20 protein-coding genes are annotated in these 22,580 nt (G+C 68.2%); 5 read left to right on the top strand and 15 right to left on the bottom strand.

Going from position 1 to position 22,580, the window contains the following annotated elements:
- Nucleotides 1-236: 236 nt before the first annotated feature.
- The 10 genes from AB4Z55_RS06965 to AB4Z55_RS06920 all read right to left on the bottom strand — a co-directional run bounded on the left by AB4Z55_RS06965 (nucleotide 237) and on the right by AB4Z55_RS06920 (nucleotide 11,141).
- Nucleotides 237-1,166: an aminoglycoside phosphotransferase family protein gene (locus AB4Z55_RS06965; RefSeq protein ID WP_369519459.1), complete on the bottom strand. Its 930-nt coding sequence runs from the start codon at nucleotides 1,164-1,166 to the stop codon at nucleotides 237-239.
- Complete coding sequence (locus AB4Z55_RS06960) at nucleotides 1,163-1,885, bottom strand: response regulator (RefSeq protein WP_239403841.1); 723 nt, start codon at nucleotides 1,883-1,885, stop codon at nucleotides 1,163-1,165. The genes AB4Z55_RS06965 and AB4Z55_RS06960 overlap by 4 nt, the downstream gene beginning before the upstream one ends.
- A complete protein-coding gene (locus tag AB4Z55_RS06955; RefSeq protein WP_369519458.1) occupies nucleotides 1,882-4,428 on the bottom strand; it encodes a DUF4118 domain-containing protein in 2,547 nt (848 codons plus the stop codon). Before AB4Z55_RS06955 ends, AB4Z55_RS06960 begins: the two co-directional genes overlap by 4 nt.
- A gap of 19 nt (nucleotides 4,429-4,447) precedes the next feature.
- Nucleotides 4,448-5,083, bottom strand: a complete 636-nt coding sequence (locus AB4Z55_RS06950; protein WP_369519457.1) for a potassium-transporting ATPase subunit C — start codon at nucleotides 5,081-5,083, stop codon at nucleotides 4,448-4,450.
- A 4-nt stretch (nucleotides 5,084-5,087) separates the two neighbouring features.
- The gene (gene kdpB, locus AB4Z55_RS06945) at nucleotides 5,088-7,136 is read right to left on the bottom strand and encodes a potassium-transporting ATPase subunit KdpB (RefSeq protein ID WP_369520989.1); all 2,049 of its coding nucleotides are present in this window, start codon (nucleotides 7,134-7,136) and stop codon (nucleotides 5,088-5,090) included.
- A gap of 74 nt (nucleotides 7,137-7,210) precedes the next feature.
- Complete coding sequence (gene kdpA / locus AB4Z55_RS06940) at nucleotides 7,211-9,013, bottom strand: potassium-transporting ATPase subunit KdpA (RefSeq protein WP_369519456.1); 1,803 nt, start codon at nucleotides 9,011-9,013, stop codon at nucleotides 7,211-7,213.
- Nucleotides 9,014-9,017: 4 nt separating this feature from the next.
- Entirely contained in the window at nucleotides 9,018-9,116 is a 99-nt protein-coding gene (locus AB4Z55_RS06935) for a potassium-transporting ATPase subunit F (protein ID WP_369519455.1), read from the bottom strand.
- Nucleotides 9,117-9,367: 251 nt separating this feature from the next.
- Nucleotides 9,368-9,763, bottom strand: coding sequence for a PPOX class F420-dependent oxidoreductase (locus tag AB4Z55_RS06930; protein WP_004021310.1), 396 nt, complete (start codon nucleotides 9,761-9,763; stop codon nucleotides 9,368-9,370).
- Entirely contained in the window at nucleotides 9,760-10,506 is a 747-nt protein-coding gene (locus tag AB4Z55_RS06925) for a hypothetical protein (RefSeq protein WP_064569959.1), read from the bottom strand. Before AB4Z55_RS06925 ends, AB4Z55_RS06930 begins: the two co-directional genes overlap by 4 nt.
- Before the next feature lie 29 nt (nucleotides 10,507-10,535).
- Nucleotides 10,536-11,141 (bottom strand): DNA-3-methyladenine glycosylase I, encoded by a 606-nt coding sequence (locus AB4Z55_RS06920; RefSeq protein WP_004021308.1) that lies wholly within the window; start codon nucleotides 11,139-11,141, stop codon nucleotides 10,536-10,538.
- A gap of 252 nt (nucleotides 11,142-11,393) precedes the next feature.
- Between AB4Z55_RS06920 and sigK the strand changes: the two genes are divergently transcribed.
- The 3 genes from sigK to AB4Z55_RS06905 all read left to right on the top strand — a co-directional run bounded on the left by sigK (nucleotide 11,394) and on the right by AB4Z55_RS06905 (nucleotide 15,314).
- Complete coding sequence (sigK, locus tag AB4Z55_RS06915; protein WP_004021307.1) at nucleotides 11,394-11,948, top strand: ECF RNA polymerase sigma factor SigK; 555 nt, start codon at nucleotides 11,394-11,396, stop codon at nucleotides 11,946-11,948.
- Nucleotides 11,949-12,275: 327 nt separating this feature from the next.
- Complete coding sequence (locus AB4Z55_RS06910) at nucleotides 12,276-14,513, top strand: NADP-dependent isocitrate dehydrogenase (protein WP_248643601.1); 2,238 nt, start codon at nucleotides 12,276-12,278, stop codon at nucleotides 14,511-14,513.
- A 72-nt stretch (nucleotides 14,514-14,585) separates the two neighbouring features.
- Complete coding sequence (locus tag AB4Z55_RS06905) at nucleotides 14,586-15,314, top strand: hypothetical protein (protein ID WP_369519454.1); 729 nt, start codon at nucleotides 14,586-14,588, stop codon at nucleotides 15,312-15,314.
- Between the two features lie 12 nt (nucleotides 15,315-15,326).
- Here the strand turns inward: AB4Z55_RS06905 and AB4Z55_RS06900 are convergent, their stop codons facing one another.
- Together AB4Z55_RS06900 and AB4Z55_RS06895 are read right to left on the bottom strand one after the other, a co-directional pair.
- Complete coding sequence (locus AB4Z55_RS06900; RefSeq protein ID WP_369519453.1) at nucleotides 15,327-16,142, bottom strand: SDR family NAD(P)-dependent oxidoreductase; 816 nt, start codon at nucleotides 16,140-16,142, stop codon at nucleotides 15,327-15,329.
- A gap of 104 nt (nucleotides 16,143-16,246) precedes the next feature.
- Nucleotides 16,247-17,344: a GIY-YIG nuclease family protein gene (locus AB4Z55_RS06895; RefSeq protein ID WP_369520988.1), complete on the bottom strand. Its 1,098-nt coding sequence runs from the start codon at nucleotides 17,342-17,344 to the stop codon at nucleotides 16,247-16,249.
- Nucleotides 17,345-17,478: 134 nt separating this feature from the next.
- On the opposite strand from AB4Z55_RS06895, the gene AB4Z55_RS06890 reads away from it, so the two are divergent.
- Both AB4Z55_RS06890 and AB4Z55_RS06885 read left to right on the top strand, forming a co-directional pair.
- Entirely contained in the window at nucleotides 17,479-18,075 is a 597-nt protein-coding gene (locus AB4Z55_RS06890) for a TetR/AcrR family transcriptional regulator (protein ID WP_101819697.1), read from the top strand.
- On the top strand, nucleotides 18,072-19,637 hold the full coding sequence (locus AB4Z55_RS06885; RefSeq protein WP_354561084.1) for an MFS transporter: 1,566 nt from the start codon (nucleotides 18,072-18,074) through the stop codon (nucleotides 19,635-19,637). The genes AB4Z55_RS06890 and AB4Z55_RS06885 overlap by 4 nt, the downstream gene beginning before the upstream one ends.
- A 6-nt stretch (nucleotides 19,638-19,643) precedes the next feature.
- Here AB4Z55_RS06885 and AB4Z55_RS06880 read toward each other — a convergent pair whose 3' ends face one another.
- The 3 genes from AB4Z55_RS06880 to AB4Z55_RS06870 all read right to left on the bottom strand — a co-directional run bounded on the left by AB4Z55_RS06880 (nucleotide 19,644) and on the right by AB4Z55_RS06870 (nucleotide 22,565).
- Entirely contained in the window at nucleotides 19,644-20,570 is a 927-nt protein-coding gene (locus AB4Z55_RS06880; protein WP_369519452.1) for an ABC transporter substrate-binding protein, read from the bottom strand.
- Nucleotides 20,571-20,608: 38 nt separating this feature from the next.
- Nucleotides 20,609-21,325 (bottom strand): class II aldolase/adducin family protein, encoded by a 717-nt coding sequence (locus AB4Z55_RS06875; RefSeq protein WP_354561087.1) that lies wholly within the window; start codon nucleotides 21,323-21,325, stop codon nucleotides 20,609-20,611.
- Between the two features lie 67 nt (nucleotides 21,326-21,392).
- Entirely contained in the window at nucleotides 21,393-22,565 is a 1,173-nt protein-coding gene (locus AB4Z55_RS06870; protein ID WP_369519451.1) for an LLM class flavin-dependent oxidoreductase, read from the bottom strand.
- Between the last annotated feature and the right edge of the window lie 15 nt (nucleotides 22,566-22,580).

Below are 22,580 nucleotides of genomic sequence, written 5' to 3'. Positions count from 1 at the left end.
CGACACGGCGCCTCGCTCCGCTCGGGGCCGGCTCAACCAGCGGGTTGGGGGCTCAACCAGCGGAAGGGGCGCCGGTTCAACCCCACAGGAGGCGAACTGTCGAAGAAACCGGAGGCCGCAACAATGCACAGTCAACGGGATCCGACGCATAGTCGACACAATCGGACGCACGGTCGACGAGAACTGACGCACAGTCGACGAAACACGACACCCAGTCAACAGGATCGGACGCACGGTCAGTCGATCACTGCCTTCGCGACCGTGATGCACGTCGTGATCCACTCACGGTCGGTCGGGCGCAGTGCGCGCGACGCACGTTCGGCATCCTCGATCGCCCAGTGCGCGTTGAGGATCATCCGCACGATGACCCAGTCGCGCGCACGATCCGGATCGAGGTTCGCTGCGTCGGTGATCGTGGAGAAGCGCCGGCGGATGTCGTATCGCACGTCGGAAGCGCGCGTGTCCAGACGGTTCCACAGCATTGGGGCGAGTTCGTAGTGTGCATCACCCGACATCGGGCTGGGATCGATGGCGACCCAGCGGCCGTCGGCATCGGCGAGGACGTTCTCGTGGTGGAGGTCGCCGTGCACGATGACGCCCACGGTGGCGGCGTCGGCGAGGAAGTCCCGGCCGAGGGAGAGCGCTTGCTCGACAAAGCGTCTCGGCACCGGCGCGTCGCGCGGGATGCCGGCCAGGTCGTCCAGCCACCGCTCCAGATGCGCGGTGAGTGGCGTGAGCCGGCCCGGCGCCGGGATGTGCAACCGGCCGTAGAGACCGGCGACCACCAGACAGGCCTCGTCGTCGTCGACGGTCGTCAGGTCGCGTCGGGTGAGTCGTTCGAGGAGGATCGCGCGGCGACGGGGATCGGCGCGCAGCATTCGCACCGCCCCACGACCGTGCCAATGGTGCAGTCCCAGAGCCTCGTGCGCGCCCTCGTCGTCTCCGTCGAACGCCACCTTCAGGACAGCCGGCGCACCCTCGCGATCGAACACCGGGACCACGAGCGATTCGAACCCGTGCCACAACTCGTCGCCGTCGCGGCGCAGGGCCCACTCGTCGAGGAGTCCCGAGATCGTGACCGGGAGGCGTCGCAGCCAGTCCGTCCAGAGCGGCCCCAACTCGGCCTGATCCGACAATCCGGCCGGGATGTCGGAGGCGGCGATCATCCCGGCCCCGACCGGACGAACCGGTAGCCCATCCCGGCCTCGGTGAGGAGGTGGCGGGGATGTGCTGGATCCTCTTCGAGTTTGCGCCGCAGGCTCGCCAGGTAGACGCGCAGATAGTTGCTCTGCCCGAGATATCCCGGACCCCAGACCGAGGTCAGGATGTCGCTCTGCGACACCAGCTTTCCCTCGTGACGTACCAGCAGTTCCAGGATGCCCCACTCGGTCGGCGTGAGATGGACCGGAACTCCCCCGCGAGTCACCTGTTTCGCGGCGAGGTCGACGACGAACGCGCCCGCGTCCACCACCGGGGACTCCGACGTCGCGTTCGACGCGGAGCCACGCCGCAGTGCGGCCCGCAACCGGGCCAGGAACTCCTCCATGCCAAACGGTTTGGTCACGTAGTCATCGGCCCCCGAGTCCAGGGCGACGACCTTGTCGGCGGCGTCGGTCCGCGCCGACAGGACGATGACGGGAACGGTCGTCCATCCGCGCAACCCCTCGAGGACCGTCAGGCCGTCGATGTCGGGCAGGCCCAGATCGAGCACCACCACGTGCGGGTCCTCCCGCGCCGCCGCCGTCAGCGCGGCGGCACCGGTGGCCGCGGTCGTCACCGCGAAGCCGCGCGCGTTGAGGTTGATCCGCAAGGCCCGCAACAACTGCGGCTCGTCGTCGACGACCAGGACCCTCGTCTTGTCGGTCGTCGATTTCTCCGGACTCATCCGACCGGCCCTCCCGTCACCACGGGAGCGTCGTCATCGGTCGCGGGCAGGTCGACGACCATCGTGGCACCGCCACCCGGCGTGTCCTCGATGCCGAGCACTCCCCCGATCGCGGTGACGAATCCCCGTGCCACCGACAACCCCAGACCCACCCCCGACGACGCGCCGCTGGTGTCACCTCCCTGATGGAAGGCCGCGAAGACCCGGTCGCGGTCCTCGACCGGGAGACCCGGCCCGTGGTCCACGATGCGGATCACACATCGGGGCGGGTCGGCCGCGGTCAACCCGGCGGTGACCTCCACATGGCCGCCGGCGTGGCGCCGCGCGTTGTCGATGAGGTTCGCCAGCGCACGTTCGAGCAATCCGGGATCCGTGTAGGCCCAGGCGTGCCCGAGGTCGAAGGACAGGGCGGGCTCCGGATCGAGTCGGGCCACCGCCGCGGCGGCGCGATGCACGACCTCGGGGAGGAAGGTCCGCTGCCGGTGCGGCCGGACCGCGCCCGCGGCGAGCCGGGAGGAATCCAACAGGTTCCCCACCAGCGAGGTGAGGTGGTCGACCGACTCGTCGACGGTCGCCAGCAGTTCTGCGGTGTCCTCGGCGCTGAAGGTGACGTCGTCGCTGCGCAGGCTCGACACCGCGGCCTTCGCCGCGGCCAGTGGTGTCCGGAGGTCATGGCTGACCGCCGAGAGCAGGGCTCGGCGCAACTCGTCGGTGCGCGCGAGCGCCTCGGCCGTCGCCGCCTCGGCTTCCAGGGCGTGACGCTGCACCGCGCCCGCGGCCTGCCCGGCCACCGCCGCGAGTACACGGCGGTCCCGCGCACCGAGTTTCGGTCCACGCAGGAGCAGTTCGAACGTCTCGCCGGGCACGACGCACACCGTATCGGCGTCCTCGGGTGTCGCCGGTGGCGAGGAGCCCACCGCGGCCTCGACCGTGCGAGTCGAGCGTGAGGTCCGCCGCACGACCGCCACCGCCGACTGGTCGTAGGTCTCGCGGAATCGTTCCAGCAGGACCGGCACGTCGGCACCGCCGAGCACGACGCTGGAGAACAGCGCCAGCAACTCGGCCTCGCGCGCGGCGTCCTGCGCCTGCGCGCGCCGGACGGTTGCCGAATCCACCAGCGCGGCAACCGCGATCGCGATCATCAGCATGACCAGGATGGTGATCAGATTGTCGGGCTGGCTGATCGTGAACGTGAATCGCGGGTCGGTGAAGAAGAAGTTCAGCAGCAACCCCGAGATCACTGCCGACAGAGCAGCCGGCAGGATGCCGCCGAGCATCGACACCGCGAGCACCGCAACGAAGTACAGCGCCGACTGGCTGGCGAAGCCCAACCACGGATCGAGTGCCTGCAGCAGCCCGGTGAGACCGACCGGGACCACGACCGCGAACACCCAACTCAACGGCCGGTGAAAGCGGGTGTCCCGGATGTCGAGCCGGGACCGTCGTGTCGTCTCGTCATGGGTCACCATGTGCACATCGATGCGGCCGCTCTCGCTGACCACGGCGGCCCCGACACCCTCGTCGAAGATCCGCTGCCACCTCGGTCGCCGCGACGTCCCGAGAACGAGCTGGGTGGCGTTGACCCCGCGGGCGAACTCCAGCAGCGTGCTCGGGATGTCGTCGCCGACGACGGTGTGGATCCGTGCCCCGAATCCCGCGGCGAGCTCCTTGAGCGCGGCGAGGTCGATCCCCGCACCGGTCAGCCCGTCGCCCCGGACCACGTGGACGGCCAGCAGTTCCGCGCTCGAACGCGATGCGATCCGACTCGCCCGCCGGAGCAGCGTCGGCGACTCGGCGCCGCCGGTGACGGCTACGACGACCCGCTCGCGCGCTTCCCACGTCTCGGTGATCGAATGTGCCGCACGGTAATCCGCGAGCTTGTCGTCGACCTGGTCGGCCAGCCACAGCAGCGCGAGTTCGCGGAGCGCGGTGAGATTGCCCTGCCGGAAGTAGTTGGCCAGGGCACCCTCGACACGTCCGCCCGGGTAGACCTTGCCCGCGGACAGGCGCTGCCGCAACGCCTGCGGATCGATGTCGACGAGTTCGATCTCGTCGGCACCGCGCACGATGTCGTCGGGCACGGTCTCCCGTTGCACCACTCCGGTGATCTGGGCGACGACATCGTTCAGGCTCGCCAGGTGCTGGATGTTGATCGTCGAGTACACATCGATGCCGGCACCGAGCAACTCCTCGATGTCCGCCCACCGCTTGCGATTTCGAGATCCGGGGACATTCGTGTGCGCGAGCTCGTCGACGAGTGCCACCTGCGGTCGGCGACCCAGCACCGCGTCGAGATCCATCTCCTCCAGCGGCGTCCCGCGGTACGACCGGCTGATGCGCGGAACGGTCTCCAGTCCCTCGGCAAGCGCGGCAGTGGCCACCCGGCCGTGGGTTTCGACGATGCCGATCACGACATCCGTCCCCTCGTCGACGAGGGTTCGGGCCTGGGCGAGCATCTCGTAGGTCTTCCCGACACCGGGTGCACAGCCGAGGAACACCCGCAGTGTCCCCCGCCCCTCGGAGAGTCCGGCCGGTGAGGTCATCGGCCGAGTCTAACGTCGGTCACGGGGCGCGACAGCCGGGCGGCGCATGACCCAGCGCGAGGTTCACCTCGAGGACGTTCACGCGTGGTTGCCCGAGGAATCCGAACTGTCGGCCCTCGGTGTGCTCGTCGATGACTGCCTCGATCTCCGCGGACGTGCGACGGTTCTCGCGGGCCAGCCTTGCGACCTGCAGACCGGCGTATTCGGGACTGATGTGCGGATCGAGTCCCGAGCCCGATCCGGTCACCGCGTCGGCCGGGACCTGTGCCGGTGCGACCCCCTCCCGTTCGGCGATCAGCGCACGTCGCGCGGCGACGTTGGTCAGCAGGACCTCGCTGTTGGGTCCCTGGTTGGTCGCCGCCGACGCCGACGGATCGCCGGTCGCCATCGGCTCGCCGGCAGCCCCCAGGACCCGGGCGTGCAGGTACGGGTCGGGCGCACCCGGTTCGACCTGCGGATCGAGACCGATCAGCGTGGATCCGACGGGGCAGCGCGCGGCGTCGGAGACCTGCGACCCCTCCGCGCCTGCGGTGTTCACCCGCGAGATCGCCCACACCGCAGCCGGATAGGCGAGGCCGAGGATCAGCGTGAGACCCAGGATCATTCCCGCGGCGGCGACACATTGCCGGACGAAGCCGGACCAGACAGTGTTCATGACGTCATCCCATTCCCGGAAGCAGACGGACGACGAGGTCGATCAGCCAGATGCCGACGAACGGCGTGACGACCCCACCGACCCCGTATACAGCTAGATTGCGGCCCAACAACTTCGACGCCGTGTCCGGCCGGTAGCGCACGCCGCGCAACGACAGCGGGATGAGTGCCACGATGATCAACGCGTTGAAGATCACCGCGGACACGATCGCCGACTGCGCCGAGTGGAGACCCATGATGTTGAGGGCGTCGAGCTGCGGATAGACGGCGGTGAACATGGCGGGCAGGATCGCGAAGTACTTGGCGAGGTCGTTGGCGAGCGAGAACGTCGTCAGCGCACCCCGGGTGATCAGCAACTGCTTGCCGATACCGACCACCTCGATGAGTTTGGTCGGGTCGGAGTCGAGGTCCACCATGTTGCCGGCTTCCTTCGCCGCCGACGTCCCGGTGTTCATCGCCAGCCCGACGTCGGCCTGTGCCAGCGCGGGTGCGTCGTTGGTGCCGTCACCGGTCATCGCGACCAGGCGTCCGGCGGCCTGCTCGGCGCGGATGAGGTCGAGTTTCTGTTCGGGGGTGGCCTCGGCGACGAAGTCGTCGACGCCTGCCTCGGTCGCGATCGCCCGGGCGGTGAGCGGATTGTCGCCGGTCACCATCACGGTGCGGATGCCCATCGCGCGCAGCTGCGCGAACCGTGCCGTCATGCCCGGTTTCACCACGTCGGACAACGCGATCACACCCATGACCCGGGCCGGTTGCCCGTGGGTGCGAACCCCGACCACGAGCGGTGTACCGCCCGCCGACGAGACCCGCTCCACATCGGCGGCGACGGTGTCGTCGACGGTGCCCTCGCCGGCGGCGACCCATCGGGCGACCGCATCGGCGGCGCCCTTGCGGTACTCGACGAGTGCACCGCCGTCGTCGGAATCCACGCCGCTCATCCGCGTCTGCGCGGTGAACGGGATGGTCGTGTCGGCCCCGCCGTCCGTCGTGACGCCGTACGCGGACCGGCAGAGTTCGACGATGCTGCGCCCCTCGGGTGTGTCGTCGGCGAGGCTGCACCGACAGGCGACACGCGCCAGTTCGTCGACGGACACTCCCGGTGCCGGGTTCAGGTCGGTGGCGCGGCGGTTGCCGTAGGTGATCGTCCCGGTCTTGTCCATCAGCAGCGTGTCGATGTCACCGGCCGCCTCGACCGCGCGTCCCGACATGGCCAGGACATTGCGCTGAACCAGCCGATCCATGCCCGCGATCCCGATCGAACTGAGCAGGGCGCCGATGGTGGTCGGGATGAGGCAGACCAGTAGCGCGATCAGCTTCACCGGATCGGGCGATTGCCCGGCGTACTCCTGCATCGGCGCGACCGCGACCACCGCGAGCAGGAAGATCACCGTCAGGCTGGTCAGCAGGATGTCGAGCGCGATCTCGTTGGGGGTCTTCTTGCGGGCGGCACCCTCGACGAGGGCGATCATCCGGTCGACGAAGGTCTCCCCGGGTGCCGTGGTGATCCGGACGACGATGCGGTCGGAGAGCACCACGGTTCCACCGGTGACCGCCGACCGGTCGCCACCGGATTCACGGACGACCGGCGCGGACTCACCGGTGATCGCCGACTCGTCCACGGTGGCGATCCCGTCGACGACGTCGCCGTCGCCGGCGATGACCTCGCCCGCCTCGACCAGGACGAGGTCGCCGACCCGCAGGTCGCTGCCGGAGATCTCCTCGGTCGCCCCGACCCCGGCAACGTCATCGCCGTCGATCAGTCTGCGGGCGACCGTGTCGCGCTTGACCTTTCGAAGGCTGTCGGCCTGCGCGCGACCACGCCCCTCGGCGACGGCCTCGGCGAGGTTGGCGAACAGAACGGTGAACCACAGCCAGGCGGCGACGGTCCAGCTGAACCAGGACGGATGCAGCGCCGCGAGCACGGTGGTGACGACGGCTCCGAGGAACACGACGAACATCACCGGGTTCCGGGCCTGGGCCCGCGGGGCGAGCTTCCGTAGCGCGAGTGGCATCGACGTCACCAGCGAGCGGATGTCGAAGGCGCCGCGCGACATCAGTGGCGATGCCGGTTCATCGGACTTCGCGGCGCCCGGCGTCGCGGGTTCGTCGGTGGGGACGAATTGTGTGGTCACAGGAGTGCCTCGGCGATCGGTCCCAGCGCCATGGCCGGGAAGAAGGTGAGTCCGGCGACGAGCACGATGGTCGCGGCCAGTAGGAATCCGAACAGGAGACCGGAGGTGGGCAGGGTCGAGCGCGCCTCCGACGCACCGACATCCGGAGCGATCTCGGTCGGCCCGGGCACCACCGCGGTCGACGATCCGCTCGCGCGGTTCACCGCGACGGCGACGGGTGCGACGGCAGGTGCAGCGGTGCCGCCGCCGCGCGGGATCTGCCGGGCGAGAAGTCCGGCCAGCGCGAGCACCACCACGATCGGCAGGAACCGGCCGAGCAGCATGGCCATGCCGAGCGAACCCTGGAACCAGTCACCGGTCGCCGTGAGGCCACCGAAGGCGCTGCCGTTGTTGTTGGCCGCCGAGGCGTAGGCATACAGGACTTCGCTGAAGCCGTGGATCGAGCCCGGACTCCCCGGGTCCCCGCTGTTGCCCTGCGCCTCGGTCGTCGATCCCAGGATCATCGAGATCCCGGTGCCGGTCAGCACGAGGGCAGGCATCACCAGCACATACAGTGCCGCCATGGTGATCTCGTGCTGTCCGATGCGTTTGCCGAGGAAGGTCGGTGAGCGTCCGACGAGCAGCCCCCCGATGAACACGGTGATCATCGCCATGACGAGGATGCCGTACAGACCCGACCCGACGCCGCCGGGTGCGACCTCGCCGAGGAGCATGTTCCACAGGACGGCGCCGCCGCCGACCGCCGAGAAACTGTCGTGCGCGGAGTTCACCGCGCCGGTCGACGTGCCGGTGGTCGAGACCGCGAACAGGGCTGATCCGGGGATCCCGAACCGGACCTCCTTGCCCTCCAGCATCGCCCCGGCGGCCGCGGAAGCGCTTCCGGCGGTGCGGCTCTCGAAGACCCACACGAGGGTGAGCATCAGCGACCAGATGGCGGCCATCACGGCCAGCAGTGTCAGACCCTGCCGCCGGTCGCGGACCAGGGTCCCGTAGGTGCGCGTCAGGCAGACCGGGATCAGCAGGAGTGCGGTGATCTCCAGCAGGTTCGACAGCGGCGTGGGGTTCGAGAACGGGTGTGCCGAGTTCGCCGACAGCGTCCCGCCCCCATTGGTGCCGAGTTCCTTGATGGCCTCCTGCGAGGCGAACGGACCGAGCATGCTGCGCGCATCGGCACCGTCGAGGGTGGTCCACCCGAACCCGGTGTGCCAGGACTGGACCAGGCCCTGCGTGATCAGCAGGGTCGCGAGGACCAGGCTGAGCGGCAGCAGGATTCGGATCGATCCACGCACCAGGTCCACCCAGAAGTTCCCGATCTCGCCGGTCCCACGACGACTCACGATGCCGCGGATGACCGCCATCGCGACCGCCATGCCCACCGCTGCGGAGACGAAGTTCTGGACGGCGAACCCGACCATCTGCGTCAGGTTGCTCATCACCACCTCGGGCGAGAACGACTGCCAGTTGGTGTTGCTGACAAAAGAGATCGCGGTGTTGAACGCCATCGACGGCGACACACCCGGCTTGCCGTCGGACCAGGGCAGGACACCCTGGAGACGCTGCAGGAGGTAGACGACGAGGAACGAGATCAACGAGAAGGCCAGCACCGCAAGCGCATAACCCACCCAGGTCTGCTGACGACGCGGGTCCACCCGCGCCATCCGGTAGAGGACGCGCTCGACGCGCAGGTCCTTGTCGCCGGTGTACACCCGGGCCATGTGGTCACCGAGTGGGACGTAGGCGACGGCGAGGATGGTGACGAGAGCGGCGACCTGGAGCAGTCCCGCAACAGTTGTGTTCACGCGGTCAGAACCTCTCCGGGAACACGAGCGCGACCAACAGGAACAGCACCGTCACGGCAGCCAGGGCCAGCAGCACGACGTTTGTCACCCCGTCGGCGGTCACGACTTGGTCCTGACGTCGAGGGCCCGTACGGCCAGCACACACAGGGCGAACCCCACGACGGCCGGCAGCAGGTACACGAGGTCCGCCACGCAGTCACTCTCCGATCACATCGACACCCACCGTTCGGTGGCCACATCGAAGGATCACGCAACCCGGCCGGCTGCGGGAGAGTCCTTAACGCGTTCCATACGCGGACCGCACCGTTATTGACGCCGCGTTGACGTCTCGCTCGGTCCGCCCGGTCGGGGAGCCTATGCCGCGGGTGTGATGACGATCCCCACGCTGCCGTGCTTGCCGCGGCGGATCTTGCTGCCGAGGATGGTGATCTTGCCGAGCAGTCCGTACTTGCGGGCGATAGCGCGCTTCACGCTGTCGCTGCCGGCCTCGTCGAGCACCTCGGCGGTACCGCTGACGGGTTCGCCGAAGGTCTTGTGGCCCCGAACATCACAGGCCTGTACGACGACGCGGGGGTCGCGCCGCAGGCGCTTGACCTTCCATGAGTCAGCGACGGTCCACATGACGAGACGGTCGCCGTCGAGCGCCGCCCACAGCGGTGAGGTCACCGCGGTGCCGTCCTTGCGATAGGTCGTCAGGCTCACGTACTTGGCCGTGCCTGCTTCGCCGAAAGCCGCCGCGCTCGAGGTCATGCGGCCATGCTACGGGCAAACAGCGCCTGCGAGTGGCCGCTCGACGCGCCCGCGAACCCGGCGCTGTCACCGAGCACCCCGGCGTCGCAGAGTGTCGCCCAGGCGGTGACCTGATTCGCCGACAGGACCGGTTTGCCGAGCTCGGCTTCGAGGCCGGCGAGGATGTCGTAGGTCCAGAGGTTGGTGCAGGACACGAAGATCGCGTCTGCGTCGGGGTGGTCTGCGGCCCGGATGAGGTCTGCGGTCACGGGGTACGGGATCGTCCAGATCTCGTGGTCACGACCGAGTCCCGCCTGCGCGACGACGCCCCGGCCGGATTCGGCGAGGAAGTCGCACAGCAGCCCGGTGAGCGCCGCGGTGTACGGGGTCGCGACCGAGAGCGTGCCGATGTCCAGCGCGTCGAGGGCGCGGATCAGGGCCTCGGATGTCGTCACCGCCCGGTCGGCACCGGCTGCGACCATGCAGTTCGAGATCTCGAGCGCGCCCGCCATCCCGTAGACGAAGCTGCCCGACGCGCAGGCGTAGCCGAAGGAACGGGGTCCGACGGACGACACGGCTCGCACCGCGGCGGCGATCTCGGCGTGATTGTTCAGGTCGCGACACAGTTCGACGTCGACGGGTGCGTCGATGAACCCGGTGCGGGTGAAGTACAGGGACACCGAGTCCGGCATCCAGCGCCACAGCTCACGATCGAGAGCCATGTCGAACGGGCACACCATCCCGATGCCGATCTGGGCGGTCATGCAGGGATGATGGCATATTGTCAGATTGTCTACAATCGCTGGGGATAGGCGGCCCGAAGCGCCGCGTCCACGTCCGCCCGGATCACGCAGTCGTAGGCGTGGTCGTTGACCATGCCGGTCGCCTGCATGAGGGCGAACATCGTCGTCGGACCGACGAACCGCCAGCCGCGCTTCTTCAGGTCCTTCGACAGCGCCACCGACTCGGGCGAGGTCGTCATCGAGCCGGGTTCATGCTCCCCGGCAGGGGCGTATCCCCAGAAGTAGGACTCGAGCGACCCGTGCTCGTCGATGAGCTCGATCGCCCGGCGCGCGTTGTTGATCGACGCCTCGATCTTGCCGCGGTGCCGGATGATGCCGGCGTCGGCGAGCAGCCGGGTGACGTCGGCGTCGGCGAATCGGGCCACCTGCTCGATGTCGAATCCCGCGAACGCCGCCCGGAAGTTCTCGCGCTTCGTCAGGATGGTCCGCCAGCTCAGCCCCGACTGGAAACCCTCGAGGCAGACGCGCTCGAACAGCGCCGTATCGCCGGCGATCGGAAATCCCCATTCGGTGTCGTGGTAGGTGGTCTCCGGCTCCCGCGCCGCCCACAGGCAGCGCGCCCGACCGTCGGCAATCGTTATGGTGTCGTCAGGCAAGGCATGCCCCTCTCGTCGCGAGGAGGCTACTCCGCGAGACCGACAGCCCTGCTCATCGCCGCCATGCGGCCCCACGCATCGTCGTTATCGCACCGTTACCAAGTATTGCGAAACCATCCCGTTGTGTCTCGCGATGATCACTCCACGGCGCCACCCGCCTAGCGTTGGACACATCGCATCGCAGGGCACCCCGGACTCACCGCCGACCGGACCCGCGATCGCCACAATCCACCTTCGGCAAGGAGCTTCGTGATGAAAGACACCGATCTGAGCGCCCTCCTCGCCCGGGTGGCCACCGGCGACATGGACGCCTTCGCCCAGTTCTACGACGCGACCTGCGATCGGGTGTACGGCATGACACTGCGCGTGCTCCGCGACCCGGGCTACAGCGAAGAGGCGACGCAGGAGACCTTCCTCGCGGTGTGGCGCAACGCCGATGCCTACGACCCGGCATCCGGTTCGGCGCTCTCCTGGATACTGACGCTCGCGCACCGCCGAGCCGTCGACCGTGTCCGCTCGGAATCCGCCGCGACCCGGCGCACCGTCGCCTATGGCATCGCCGACACCGGCCGGGAGGTCGACGAGGTCAGCGAGTCGGTGGAGCGACGCGAGATCGCCCGTCTCATCCACACCGGCCTGGAGACCCTCACACCGCTGCAGCGACAGGCCATCGAACTCGCCTACTTCCACGGGCTCACCTACCGCGAGGTCGCCGAACATCTCGAGGTGGCCCTGCCGACCGTCAAGTCGCGCATCCGCGACGGCCTGATCCGACTGCGGCAGACCGTGCCCGGCCGCGCCGCCTGACACCGGCCCGCCCCCACCCCCGCCCGTTTCCACAGACCCCGCTCGACGGCGATCTCCCGCCACCCGAGTGGGGTCGAGTCATGTCGTGACCCATGGGGTCCCGCTGTGTCCTCGACCACACAAATTTTGAGACGCAGGCCAGGTCACAGCCGTTACCACCTCGAGTTCTGTCCGATTCCACCCACCACGTCTCCCGCCGTTCGCGGTGGACAGGCAAAATCATGGGTGGATGTCGCACGGGTACATCCCCGTCGTGATATCGGTAAAGCCGGACCCACAAGGCCGCACACTGAAGCGTCAACCAAGACAGAATCGAGAACACATCGCATGAGTGCCGAACAGCCGACCATCATCTATACGCTGACCGACGAGGCACCCATGCTCGCCACTCACGCGTTTCTGCCGGTGGTGCGCACGTTCGCCGGCGCGGCCGGGATCGCCGTCGAGACGAGTGACATCTCGGTCGCGGCTCGTATCCTCGCCGAGTTCTCCGACCTCCTGCCCGACGACCAGAAGGTCACCGACAATCTCGGTGAGCTCGGCAAGCTCACCCAGGCTTCCGACACCAACATCATCAAGCTCCCCAACATCAGCGCATCTGTCCCCCAGCTCCTCGCCGCCATCAAGGAACTCCAGGACAAGGGCTACGACCTCCCCGACTTCCCGGGCAACCCCAAGACCGACGACGAGCGCGCCATCCGCGACCGCTACACCAAGTGCCTGGGCAGCGCCGTCAACCCCGTTCTGCGCGAAGGCAACTCAGATCGCCGCGCGCCGAAGGCGGTCAAGGAGTACGCGAAGAAGCACCCGCACAGCATGGGCGAGTGGTCGATGGCGTCGCGTACCCACGTCGCCCACATGCGCGAAGGCGATTTCTACCACGGCGAGAAGTCGATGACCGTCTCCGGCGACCGCAAGGTCAAGATGGAGCTCCTCACCGATTCCGGCGAGACCCTCGTCCTCAAGCCCGAGGTGTCGCTGACCGACGGTGACGTCATCGACAGCATGTTCATGAGCAAGAAGGCCCTCATCGAGTTCTACGAGGAGCAGATCGAGGACGCCTACAAGACCGGCGTGATGTTCTCGCTGCACGTCAAGGCGACGATGATGCGCGTCAGCCACCCGATCGTCTTCGGTCACGCCGTCAAGGTCTTCTACAAGGACGCGTTCGAGAAGCACGGCGAACTCTTCGACGAGCTCGGCGTCAACGTCAACAACGGCCTGTCGGATCTCTACAGCAAGATCGAGTCCCTCCCCAGCGCGCAGCGCGAGGAGATCATCGACGACCTGCACAAGTGCCACGAGCATCGTCCCGAGCTGGCGATGGTCGACTCGGCCCGCGGCATCACCAACTTCCATTCCCCCAGCGACGTCATCGTCGACGCCTCGATGCCGGCCATGATCCGCGCCGGCGGCAAGATGTACGGCGCCGACGGCCGCCTCAAGGACACCAAGGCCGTCAACCCGGAGTCGACCTTCTCCCGCATCTACCAGGAGATGATCAACTTCTGTAAGACCAACGGGCAGTTCGATCCCACCACGATGGGCACCGTCCCCAACGTCGGCCTGATGGCGCAGAAGGCCGAGGAGTACGGCTCGCACGACAAGACCTTCGAGGTCCCCGCGGGCGGCACCGCCAACATCACCGACCTCGAGACCGGCGAGGTCCTGCTGACCCAGACCGTCGAAGAGGGCGACATCTGGCGTCTGTGCATCGTCAAGGACGCCCCGATCCAGGACTGGGTCAAGCTGGCCGTCAACCGCTGCCGCGATTCCGGGATGCCGGTGCTGTTCTGGCTGGACCCGTACCGCCCGCACGAGAACGAGCTGATCAAGAAAGTCCACAAGTACCTGCCCGATCACGACACCGAGGGCCTCGACATCCAGATCATGTCGCAGGTGCGCGCGATGCGGTACACCCTCGAGCGCGTCGTCCGCGGCCTGGACACCATCTCGGCCACGGGCAACATCCTGCGCGACTACCTCACCGACCTGTTCCCGATCCTGGAACTCGGCACCAGCGCCAAGATGCTGTCCATCGTCCCGCTCATGGCCGGCGGCGGCCTCTACGAGACCGGCGCGGGCGGCTCGGCCCCCAAGCACGTCAAGCAGCTCATCGAGGAGAACCACCTCCGGTGGGATTCGCTCGGTGAGTTCCTCGCGCTCGCGGTGAGCCTGGAGGACGTGGGCAAGAAGTTCGACGACAAGCGCGCCGTCATCCTGGCCAAGGCCCTCGACACCGCCACCGGCAAGCTGCTCGAGAACGACAAGGGTCCGTCGCGCAAGACCGGCGAGCTCGACAACCGCGGCAGCCAGTTCTACCTCGCGCTCTACTGGGCGCAAGAACTCGCCGCGCAGACCGAGGACGAGGATCTCGCGAAGCACTTCGCCTCGCTGGCCGAGACCCTCGCCGCCAACGAGGGCAAGATCGTCGACGAGCTCAACGCAGTGCAGGGTGAGCAGGTCGACATCGGCGGCTACTACTACCCAGACTGGGACAAGACCGCCGCCGTCATGCGTCCGAGCTCGACGTTCAACGACGCACTCGCGAGCGCGCAGCGCTGATCGCCCGGCCTCATGGCGAGGGGCGCCGACTACGGCGCCCCTCGCCATGAGGGATACACGTAGTGTCGGGACATGACCGACGCCGACGTGAGTTTCTACTTCGACCCCGTCTGCCCGTTCGCCTGGATGACGAGCACATGGGTGCGAAAGGTGCAGTCCCAGCGCGATTACACGGTCGACTGGCGTTTCATCTCGCTGCGCCTGCTGAACGCGCACGTCGATTACGACGCGCAGTTCCCGCCGGAGTACGAGGCCGGCCACACGGCCGGGTTACGGCTGCTGCGAGCCGCGGCGAGCATCCGCCGCGACCACGGACGAACCGCCATCGGCCCGCTCTATGAGGCGCTCGGTACCCGAATCTTCGACGCGCACACCGGTCCTTACACCGCCGGCGCCACCGACTTCCGCGGTACCGCGGACTTCCTCGGACCCGTCCTGGACGAACTCGGGTTGCCCGCACATCACCTGGATGCCCTCGACGACACCGCCTTCGACGCCGAGATCCAGGCGGAGACCGACGAGGCCCTGACATTGACCGGCCGCGACGTGGGTACGCCGATCATCCACTTCCAACCGCCCGAAGGCGTGGCGTTCTTCGGGCCCGTGATCAGCCGGCTACCCGGCGACGACGAGGCGATCACGTTGTGGGACCACGTGATCGGGCTGGCGAGCTTCCCGGGCTTCGCCGAACTCAAGCGCAGCCTGCGGGAGAAGCCGCAACTGCGGGCCTTCGGCGTATCCGATGACGAGACGGGCGTCGAGGAGGACTGGCACGGCGGAAGCCGGCGCACCCACAAGTGAGCCTGGACGTTCCTACTTGAACGGGTTGAGCGTCCGGCCGAGAAAGTACTGGACACCCGGCGGGAGCGGCCGCACAGCCGCCGTCACCAGTTTGTTCACCGTGCCGGTGACGCACACCGCGTCGCCCTTCATCACCGCGTTCCATCCCTCGCGCACGACGTCTTCGGGCTCCTGCCACAGCACACCCGGCAGTCGATCGGCGGTCTTGCGGGTCTCAGCGCCCATCGCGTCGTGGAACTCGCTCCGGGTGAATCCGGGACACAGCGCCGTCACGTGGATGCCGTGCGGCTTCAGCTCCATGTCCAGCGACTGCGACATCGTGAGCACATACGACTTGATGGCGTTGTAGAGCAGGCCCTCCGGCGGTGGCAGCAGCGCCGTGATGGATGACAGGTTGACGATCCGCCCCCACCCGCGCTCCTTCATCCCCGGGAGCACTCGATGGGTCAGCTCGGTCAGCGAGGTCAGCATCAATTGGAGCTGACCTCCCACCTCCTCCCACCGTGTCTCGCCGAACTTCGTGCTCAACGACATCCCGGCGTTGTTGATCAGCACGTCGATCCCCGACCCCAGCTCGTCGGCGTGTTCGATGATCGCGGCGGGCATCGCGGGATCGGACAGGTCGCCGACGAAGTTCTCGCATCGGACACCGTGTTCTCGCCGCAGTCGCGCGGACAGTTCATCGAGCCGCTCGGCTCGGCGGGCGACCAGGATGAGGTCGTATCCCTGTCCTGCGAGATGGTCTGCGAACGTCTTGCCGATGCCGGCGGAAGCGCCGGTGATCAGGGCCGTGCGGTGGTCAGGCGACCCGTCTCGATCCGATGACATGAGCGGACTTTCTCCTCGATGGACGATGCCGCGAGTTCTACCAGGGCGCACGTCGCGTCATTGGCGACAACAGCAGGATTCGTTCCAACGCCCGGCCGCCGGTCTCAGGACACGTGACCGTACGGGTGCCATCCGGAGGGGTTCCACTTTCCGCCGCGCTCCCGCCGGACCTCGCGCAGGCTGGTCCCCACGTATCGCGCCTCGAGGTCGGGGTCGGGTTTCCCGGTGTACACCCACCGCTTCGGGTCGAGGTTGCCCTCGGCGTCGCGATAGGACTCCCAGTAGTCGACGCGATGGACCGCACGGACGAGGTCGTCGGCGAAGACCAACACGGGCAGGTCCGGAACGGTCCGGTGCGGTCCCGCGCGCCAGGCGCTGCGAGAGAGTTCGTAGATGACGTCGGCGGTGGCGTCGCCCCGGGCCGCCGCGTCGACCTTCACCAGGACGCACGGATCCGGTAGCGGCGGCGACACCGGCGCCGCATATCTCAAGACGAGTTCTTCGATTCGCCACGGCCCCTGCGCGTCCGGCGCTTCCGACGAGCCCGACCCGGCGAGGGCGACGACGTCGAGTCCCGAGCGTCGCAGCGAGCTCGCATGCAGCTCAGCAGAATCCGCAGTGCCGATGTCGTAGTGCAGAATCCAGTGCTCGACGCCGAACCCGTCGGCATCGATGTCGCGGATGCGTTCTTCGATCGCATCCGCGATCGCCACCGGATCGTCGTCACCCACGATGTCGGCAGGGTCCGGCACGACGCCCGCCAGTGCGGCGGCCGAATGGCGATGCACACGGTCACCACGACCCGCACCGACGTGGAACAAGGACGAGTCCCGCGGATCGACGAGCGCGTACACATAGACGCCGAGCGCGGACTGCGCCTCGTACGGAACCGGTTTCGGCGGGCCGGGTGGCGGGACCGCGACCGGTCGCAACAGGGCGAGCACCTCGTCGACAACCGACGGCCGGACACCCAGCCCGCCCCCGGTGACCCCGCCGAAGACGACTTCGCCGGCACGCTCCCGGTCGACGAACCGCCGGCCGGCGAATCGGTCGACGGCGCGTATGACATCGGCGACCTCGGCGCGCCGCGCCGCAGCGCTCCGAGATGCTGTCCGTTCATCGCCGGGGTCGAGCATCTCGGCGAAGGCTGCCGACGAGAGGAAATTGTCGAGTGCCGCCCGTGGCAACTCGACCGCATCCATCCTGCGCACCGCCATGGTCGCATGATGCCAGCACTCGGTCCGGAAACCGCCGAAGCGGTAGTGTACGTTTGTACATGTACATACGTACACCAACGTCAACGTCGAGAGGACCGGACCGTCATGAGAAGACCGTCATGACCCAGGCCCCGGCTCGCCGCCGCCGGAACCCCGAAGAACGTCGTCGCATCATCGTCGAGGCCGCCGCCACCCTGATCACCGAAGTCGGTTCCGACGGCCTCACCCACCGACTCGTCGCCAAACGCGCAGGTGTACCACTCGGTTCGACGACGCAGTACTTCGCCACGCTCGACGATCTGCGCGAGGCTGCGCTCGTCCATCTGGCCGACGACATCGACTCGGGCCTGGCCGACGTCGCGGAGACACTCGGCGAACACGGCCCGTCGGCCGCGGTCTTCGCCGAAGCGCTCCACGAGTACCTGTCCGACGAGCGTCTGATCCGGGCCGACCTCGCACTCGTGTCGGCCGCGGTGATCGACCCCTCGCTCCGTCCGCTCGCGATTCGGTGGACCGACGGACTGGTCGAGATGCTGATACCCCATGTCGGGCGGACTGCCGCCCGCGCCATCGCCGCGTACACCGACGGGGTGGCGATGCACGCACTCCTCTACGGGTCACCGCTGTCACTCGACGACCTGACGGCCACCCTGACCGCTCTCACCGCGCTGCCCTCCACCCCCTCGACCACCGATCAGAACCGGAGCCGACGATGACGCAGCATTCATCGAAGACCACCTCGTCACCCGGCATGCCCGGCGCCGGACAAGACCTGTCCTACCGGCGCCGGTGGGCGTCGGCCGCGGTGCTGTCGGCCAGCCTGCTGGTCATCACCGTCGATCTGACGATCCTCAACGTCGCGCTGCCCGATCTGGCCGCCGACCTCCGCCCGACCGCCGATCAGCAGTTGTGGATCATCGACGCCTACTCGCTCGTCCTGGCCGGCCTGCTGCTCTCGATGAGCTCGCTTGCCGATCGGTGGGGCCGGAAGCGGATGCTGGTCACGGGCTTCGCGGTGTTCGGCGGCGCCTCGGCACTCGTGCTCCTGGCCGATTCACCCGGAGCGGTGATCGCGGTGCGGGTGCTGTTGGGTGTCGGCGGCGCGATGATCATGCCGACCACACTGTCGCTGCTGCGCAGCATCTTCACCGACCCCGCCGAACGAGCCACCGCACTCGGGCTGTGGGCCGCGGTGTCGGGTCTGGGTGCGGCCATCGGCCCGATCGTCGGCGGCGTTCTGCTGGAGTACTTCTCGTGGCGTGCCGCGTTCCTGATCAACGTTCCACTGATGGCCGTCGCCATCGTTGCCGCCCTGCTGATCCTGCCGGAGTCGAGGCATCCGCAGCCGGGCCGGTGGGATGCTGTCGGCGCATTGATGTCGATCGTCGGCATGGTGGCGCTCGTCTGGGCGATCAAGCGGTTCGCCAAGGAGGAGAGCCTCCTCGCACCGGCGGCCTGGTTGGCCCTGCTCGGCGCGATTCTCGTCCTGACCCTGTTCGTGCGGCGATGCCTGCGTCGCACCGAACCGCTCCTCGACGTCTCCCTCTTCCGCAGCCGGCCCTTCAGCGCCGGTGTCCTGGCCGCGCTCGGGTCGATGTTCGGACTGGCGGCGGCACTGCTGCTGCTGGCGCAATGGCTCCAGCTGGTCGAGGGCCACTCCCCGATCGCGGCCGGGATCCGGTTGCTGCCGGTGGCGGGAGCGGCGATCGTGTCCTCGATGATCGCCGCCCCGCTGTCCCGCCTGATCGGCGCGCGTGCCGTCGTGGCCGGCGGCATCGGCATCGCCGGTGTCGGCATGGCCCTGATGTCGCTCGGTTCCGACGGACTCGGTTACGGCACGGTCGCCGTCGCCCAGGTCCTCGTCGGCTTCGGCATCGGCTCGCTGGCGATCGCGTCGGCGATGATCATGGCCGGGACCCCGGATGCCAAGGCGGGCAACGCCGCTGCTCTGGAGGAGACCGCGTACGACCTCGGCAACGTGCTCGGCGTCGCCATCCTGGGCAGCGTCGCGTCGATCCTGTACCGGTCCACACTGACCGCCGAACCGATCCCCGGTGTACCGGATGAGGTGACCGATGCGGCCGCCGAATCCCTCGGCGCCGCGATGGGTCTCGCCGAGGCGGCCGGTGCGCCGGGCCTCGCGGAGCGGGCGGCGACAGCGTTCACCGACGCCATGCAGGAGACGAGCCTGATCGGCGGGCTCACGCTCGTCGCCGTCGCCGCGGCCGTCTTCGTGCTCGTGCCGCGCGGCACGGATGTCACGGCCGCGCAGCACTGACGCCCGTCACGACGCGGTGACGACAGCCTCGGCCGAGGGGAGAACAGCCTCGCGCACCCGGACGGCCCGCGGGAGCAGACCGTTCGCGTGGAGGAGGTCGGCGGCACGCTGCTGCTCGTCGAGGAAGTCCTCCGTGACGGGCCCGATTCCGAACGGCCGGTTGCGGATGGCGGCTTCCCAGGCGTCGAGACTCGCGTGGCCACCCCGATCGACGACGTCCTGCACGAAGTACTCGGCCGCCTCTCGGGGATGATCGACGATCCACTGATCCGACTCACGGAGCGCGTCGACGATGGCGGCCAGTTCCGCGGGATGCTGTTCGGCGAAGTCGCGTCGGGTGAACCACAGCGACGGGTGACTGAACAGGCCTTCGGTGTCGATCAGAGTCCGGAGTTCGAGATCACGTTCGACGGCGGCCAGGCCGGGGTAGGCGCCGACCCAGGCGTCGATCGTGCCCTTGCGGAACAGGTCGGCGCCATCGGTGACCGAGGTGTTGACGGGAATGATGTCGCGCCAGGTCAATCCGACCGAGTCGAGCGCGAACAGCAGCAGTGTCGTCTGCCACGAACCGTGGGCGATGCCCACCCGCTTGCCCTTCAGTGCGGTCACCGAGTCGATGTCCGAGTCGGCCTTCACGACGAGACGCCCGTTCTCGGTGCGCGGTCCGGACACCCCGACGTAGACCAGGTCGCGCTCCTGCGCCAGACCGGTGATCGGCGGCGTGAAGCCCGTGCCGATGAAGTCGTATCCGCCCTCGGTGAACAGCCAATCCGAGTGCAGCGTGGGCAAGCCGGTGGTCGGGTCCGGCTCCGATGTGGCAGGCAGGCTGCGCAGATCGACCCACTCGACGTCGATGCGCTGCTCCAGGATGCCCCGGTGGCGGAGCACGAACAGGGAATTGTTGTGCGGGAAATAGCCGACTCGAACGGTCATTGTCTCTCCTCAGTGGTGTCAGGTGGTTCGGGGGCGGTTCAGAGTTCGGGGATGAGGCCGCGCTCGCGTGCCTCGGACAGCAGACCGCTGCGCTTCCACTGGACCTCGAGGTTGGTGGGGTGGAACTCCGCCGACCCGCCGAGTCCTTCGGCGATCGCCTGGAACTGGGCGCCCTCCTCCAGCAGGACGATGAACTTCGCGGTGTCGAGCAGTCCCCGACGGCCGATCACGTTGGACCCGCCATTGGCCTCGAAGATCGCGGCGAGGTGCGGATCCTCGTGGAGACGCTCGAGGATGAACTCCGACGCCGGCTGGTGGCGGTTGATATGCGGCTTGATCTCCCGGGACAGCGTCAACCGCTGGGAGGCCGCGTACCGGATCGGGAGGGTCCGGTGGGTCTGCGCCCAGGCACCCAGCCAGGGCGTGTGGATGTGCACGACGGTCGTGATGTCCTCGTGGGCCCGGAACACCGGCGCGTACGATGTCACGAAACCCGCTGCGCCCGAACCGGACAGGATCTCCCCGTCGAAGGTCGCGACCACGGGGTGCACGGTCAGGTCGTCGGCCCAGGGACCCGGGTCGTTCAGTGCGACGGCGATCTCACGGCCGGGTACGCGTTCGACGAAGTTGGCGGTGCCGTTCGCCGACACCGTCCCGGTGGTCCGGAAGACGTCGAACGCCTTCTGTGCGTGCTCGGTCGCCTCGGCGACGAATTCGGCGACCTCGCGGTCGAGGCCGGTTTCTACGGTGGTCATGTCTCTCCTTGCGTCACATGGGTTGTCTGTCTTCGGCGATGGCGTGTGTTAGAGAAAGCGCTGCTGCTCAGGCCACGCCCAGGGCGGAACCGGCGGTGTTCTCGGCGCGGCCGAGCCGCGATCGTCCCAGGAGCGGGAGGACCTCCTCGCCCACGCGATAGGCCTCCTCGAGATGGGGGTTGCCCGCCAGGATGAAGGCGTCGACACCGAGATCGATCAGCTCGTCGAGCCGCTCGGCGACCTGCTCATAGCTGCCGACCAACCCGAACGCCGGGCCGCCGCGCATCAGGCTGAATCCGCACCACACGTTGGGCTGGACCTCGAGATCGGAATAGTGGGTGATGTTCTCGGGCACCCAGCCCTTGATCCGGCCCGCGCCGACGGAGTCGCCCTGCGCCTGGCGGTTCGCCGCCGCGCGGTCGACGTGCTGCCAGCCCTCGGCGATCTCCGCCCACGCCGCCTCGGCGGTGTGCCGGGCGAGCACGTCGATGCGGACGGCGAACCGCGGACGCCGTCCCAGCCGCGCCGCGTGCTCGCGCACCCCGTCGAACTTGGCACGCAGATCCGCGAAGGGTTCGAGCCAGGACAGGTAGTAATCGGCGTGGCTGCCCGCGGCGTTGACCGCGGCGCCGGACGACCCGGAGAAGTAGATCTCCGGAAACGGTGTCTCGGCGAGTTGTGGTGGCAGCACCGCACCCTCGGTGGAGAAGAAGTCGCCGTCGTAGTCGAACGGCTCACTCCCCCATACGCCCTTGAGGACGTCGAGGAACTCGCTGGTCCGGCGATAGCGGTCGTCGTGGGCGACCTTGTCACCCCACCACAGCTGCGCCGGGCCGCCGCCCCCGCTGATGATGTTGTAGACGAGGCGTCCTCCGGTCGCGCGCTGCAGGCTGGCCGACATCCGGGCGGCCTGCAGCGGATGCAGGAACCCCGGCTGGAACGCGACCATGAACCGGTATGTGCTGGTCTCTCGGGCCAGCGCCGCAGCAGCCGCCCACGGATCGTCGGTCCCGGGGAACGACGGGAGCAACCCGCCGACGAAGCCGGCGCTTTCCGAGGCCTTGGCCACGGCCGCCATGTGGTCGATGTAGCTGTACGAGTCACGTTCTCCCGCACGGATCGCCGGCGTCAGGTTGCCCGGCTGGACGCCGCGCCAGTCGCCCCGGTTGAGCCGGCGCGGCGTGCGCAGGGTGGCATGGTCGCCACCCATGCCTATCCGCCAGTAGAAGTCGATGGTCATGGGTCTCCGCTCGTC

The organism is Gordonia sp. ABKF26 (assembly GCF_041103195.1).
Lineage (GTDB): Bacteria > Actinomycetota > Actinomycetes > Mycobacteriales > Mycobacteriaceae > Gordonia > Gordonia terrae.
This window is presented reverse-complemented; position numbering and strand designations above follow the sequence as displayed.

Coding starts and splice junctions, on each gene's coding strand:
- AB4Z55_RS06955 (WP_369519458.1), bottom strand. CDS start 4,428: ATGACCTCACCGGCCGGACTCTCCGAGGGGCGGGGGACACTGCGGGTG.
- AB4Z55_RS06960 (WP_239403841.1), bottom strand. CDS start 1,885: ATGAGTCCGGAGAAATCGACGACCGACAAGACGAGGGTCCTGGTCGTC.
- AB4Z55_RS06925 (WP_064569959.1), bottom strand. CDS start 10,506: ATGACCGCCCAGATCGGCATCGGGATGGTGTGCCCGTTCGACATGGCT.
- AB4Z55_RS06900 (WP_369519453.1), bottom strand. CDS start 16,142: ATGTCATCGGATCGAGACGGGTCGCCTGACCACCGCACGGCCCTGATC.
- AB4Z55_RS06950 (WP_369519457.1), bottom strand. CDS start 5,083: ATGAACACTGTCTGGTCCGGCTTCGTCCGGCAATGTGTCGCCGCCGCG.
- AB4Z55_RS06875 (WP_354561087.1), bottom strand. CDS start 21,325: ATGACCACCGTAGAAACCGGCCTCGACCGCGAGGTCGCCGAATTCGTC.
- sigK (WP_004021307.1), top strand. CDS start 11,394: ATGAAAGACACCGATCTGAGCGCCCTCCTCGCCCGGGTGGCCACCGGC.
- AB4Z55_RS06910 (WP_248643601.1), top strand. CDS start 12,276: ATGAGTGCCGAACAGCCGACCATCATCTATACGCTGACCGACGAGGCA.
- AB4Z55_RS06880 (WP_369519452.1), bottom strand. CDS start 20,570: ATGACCGTTCGAGTCGGCTATTTCCCGCACAACAATTCCCTGTTCGTG.
- AB4Z55_RS06890 (WP_101819697.1), top strand. CDS start 17,479: ATGACCCAGGCCCCGGCTCGCCGCCGCCGGAACCCCGAAGAACGTCGT.
- AB4Z55_RS06965 (WP_369519459.1), bottom strand. CDS start 1,166: ATGATCGCCGCCTCCGACATCCCGGCCGGATTGTCGGATCAGGCCGAG.
- AB4Z55_RS06895 (WP_369520988.1), bottom strand. CDS start 17,344: ATGGATGCGGTCGAGTTGCCACGGGCGGCACTCGACAATTTCCTCTCG.
- AB4Z55_RS06870 (WP_369519451.1), bottom strand. CDS start 22,565: ATGACCATCGACTTCTACTGGCGGATAGGCATGGGTGGCGACCATGCC.
- kdpB (WP_369520989.1), bottom strand. CDS start 7,136: ATGTCGCGCGGCGCCTTCGACATCCGCTCGCTGGTGACGTCGATGCCA.
- AB4Z55_RS06885 (WP_354561084.1), top strand. CDS start 18,072: ATGACGCAGCATTCATCGAAGACCACCTCGTCACCCGGCATGCCCGGC.
- AB4Z55_RS06905 (WP_369519454.1), top strand. CDS start 14,586: ATGACCGACGCCGACGTGAGTTTCTACTTCGACCCCGTCTGCCCGTTC.
- AB4Z55_RS06930 (WP_004021310.1), bottom strand. CDS start 9,763: ATGACCTCGAGCGCGGCGGCTTTCGGCGAAGCAGGCACGGCCAAGTAC.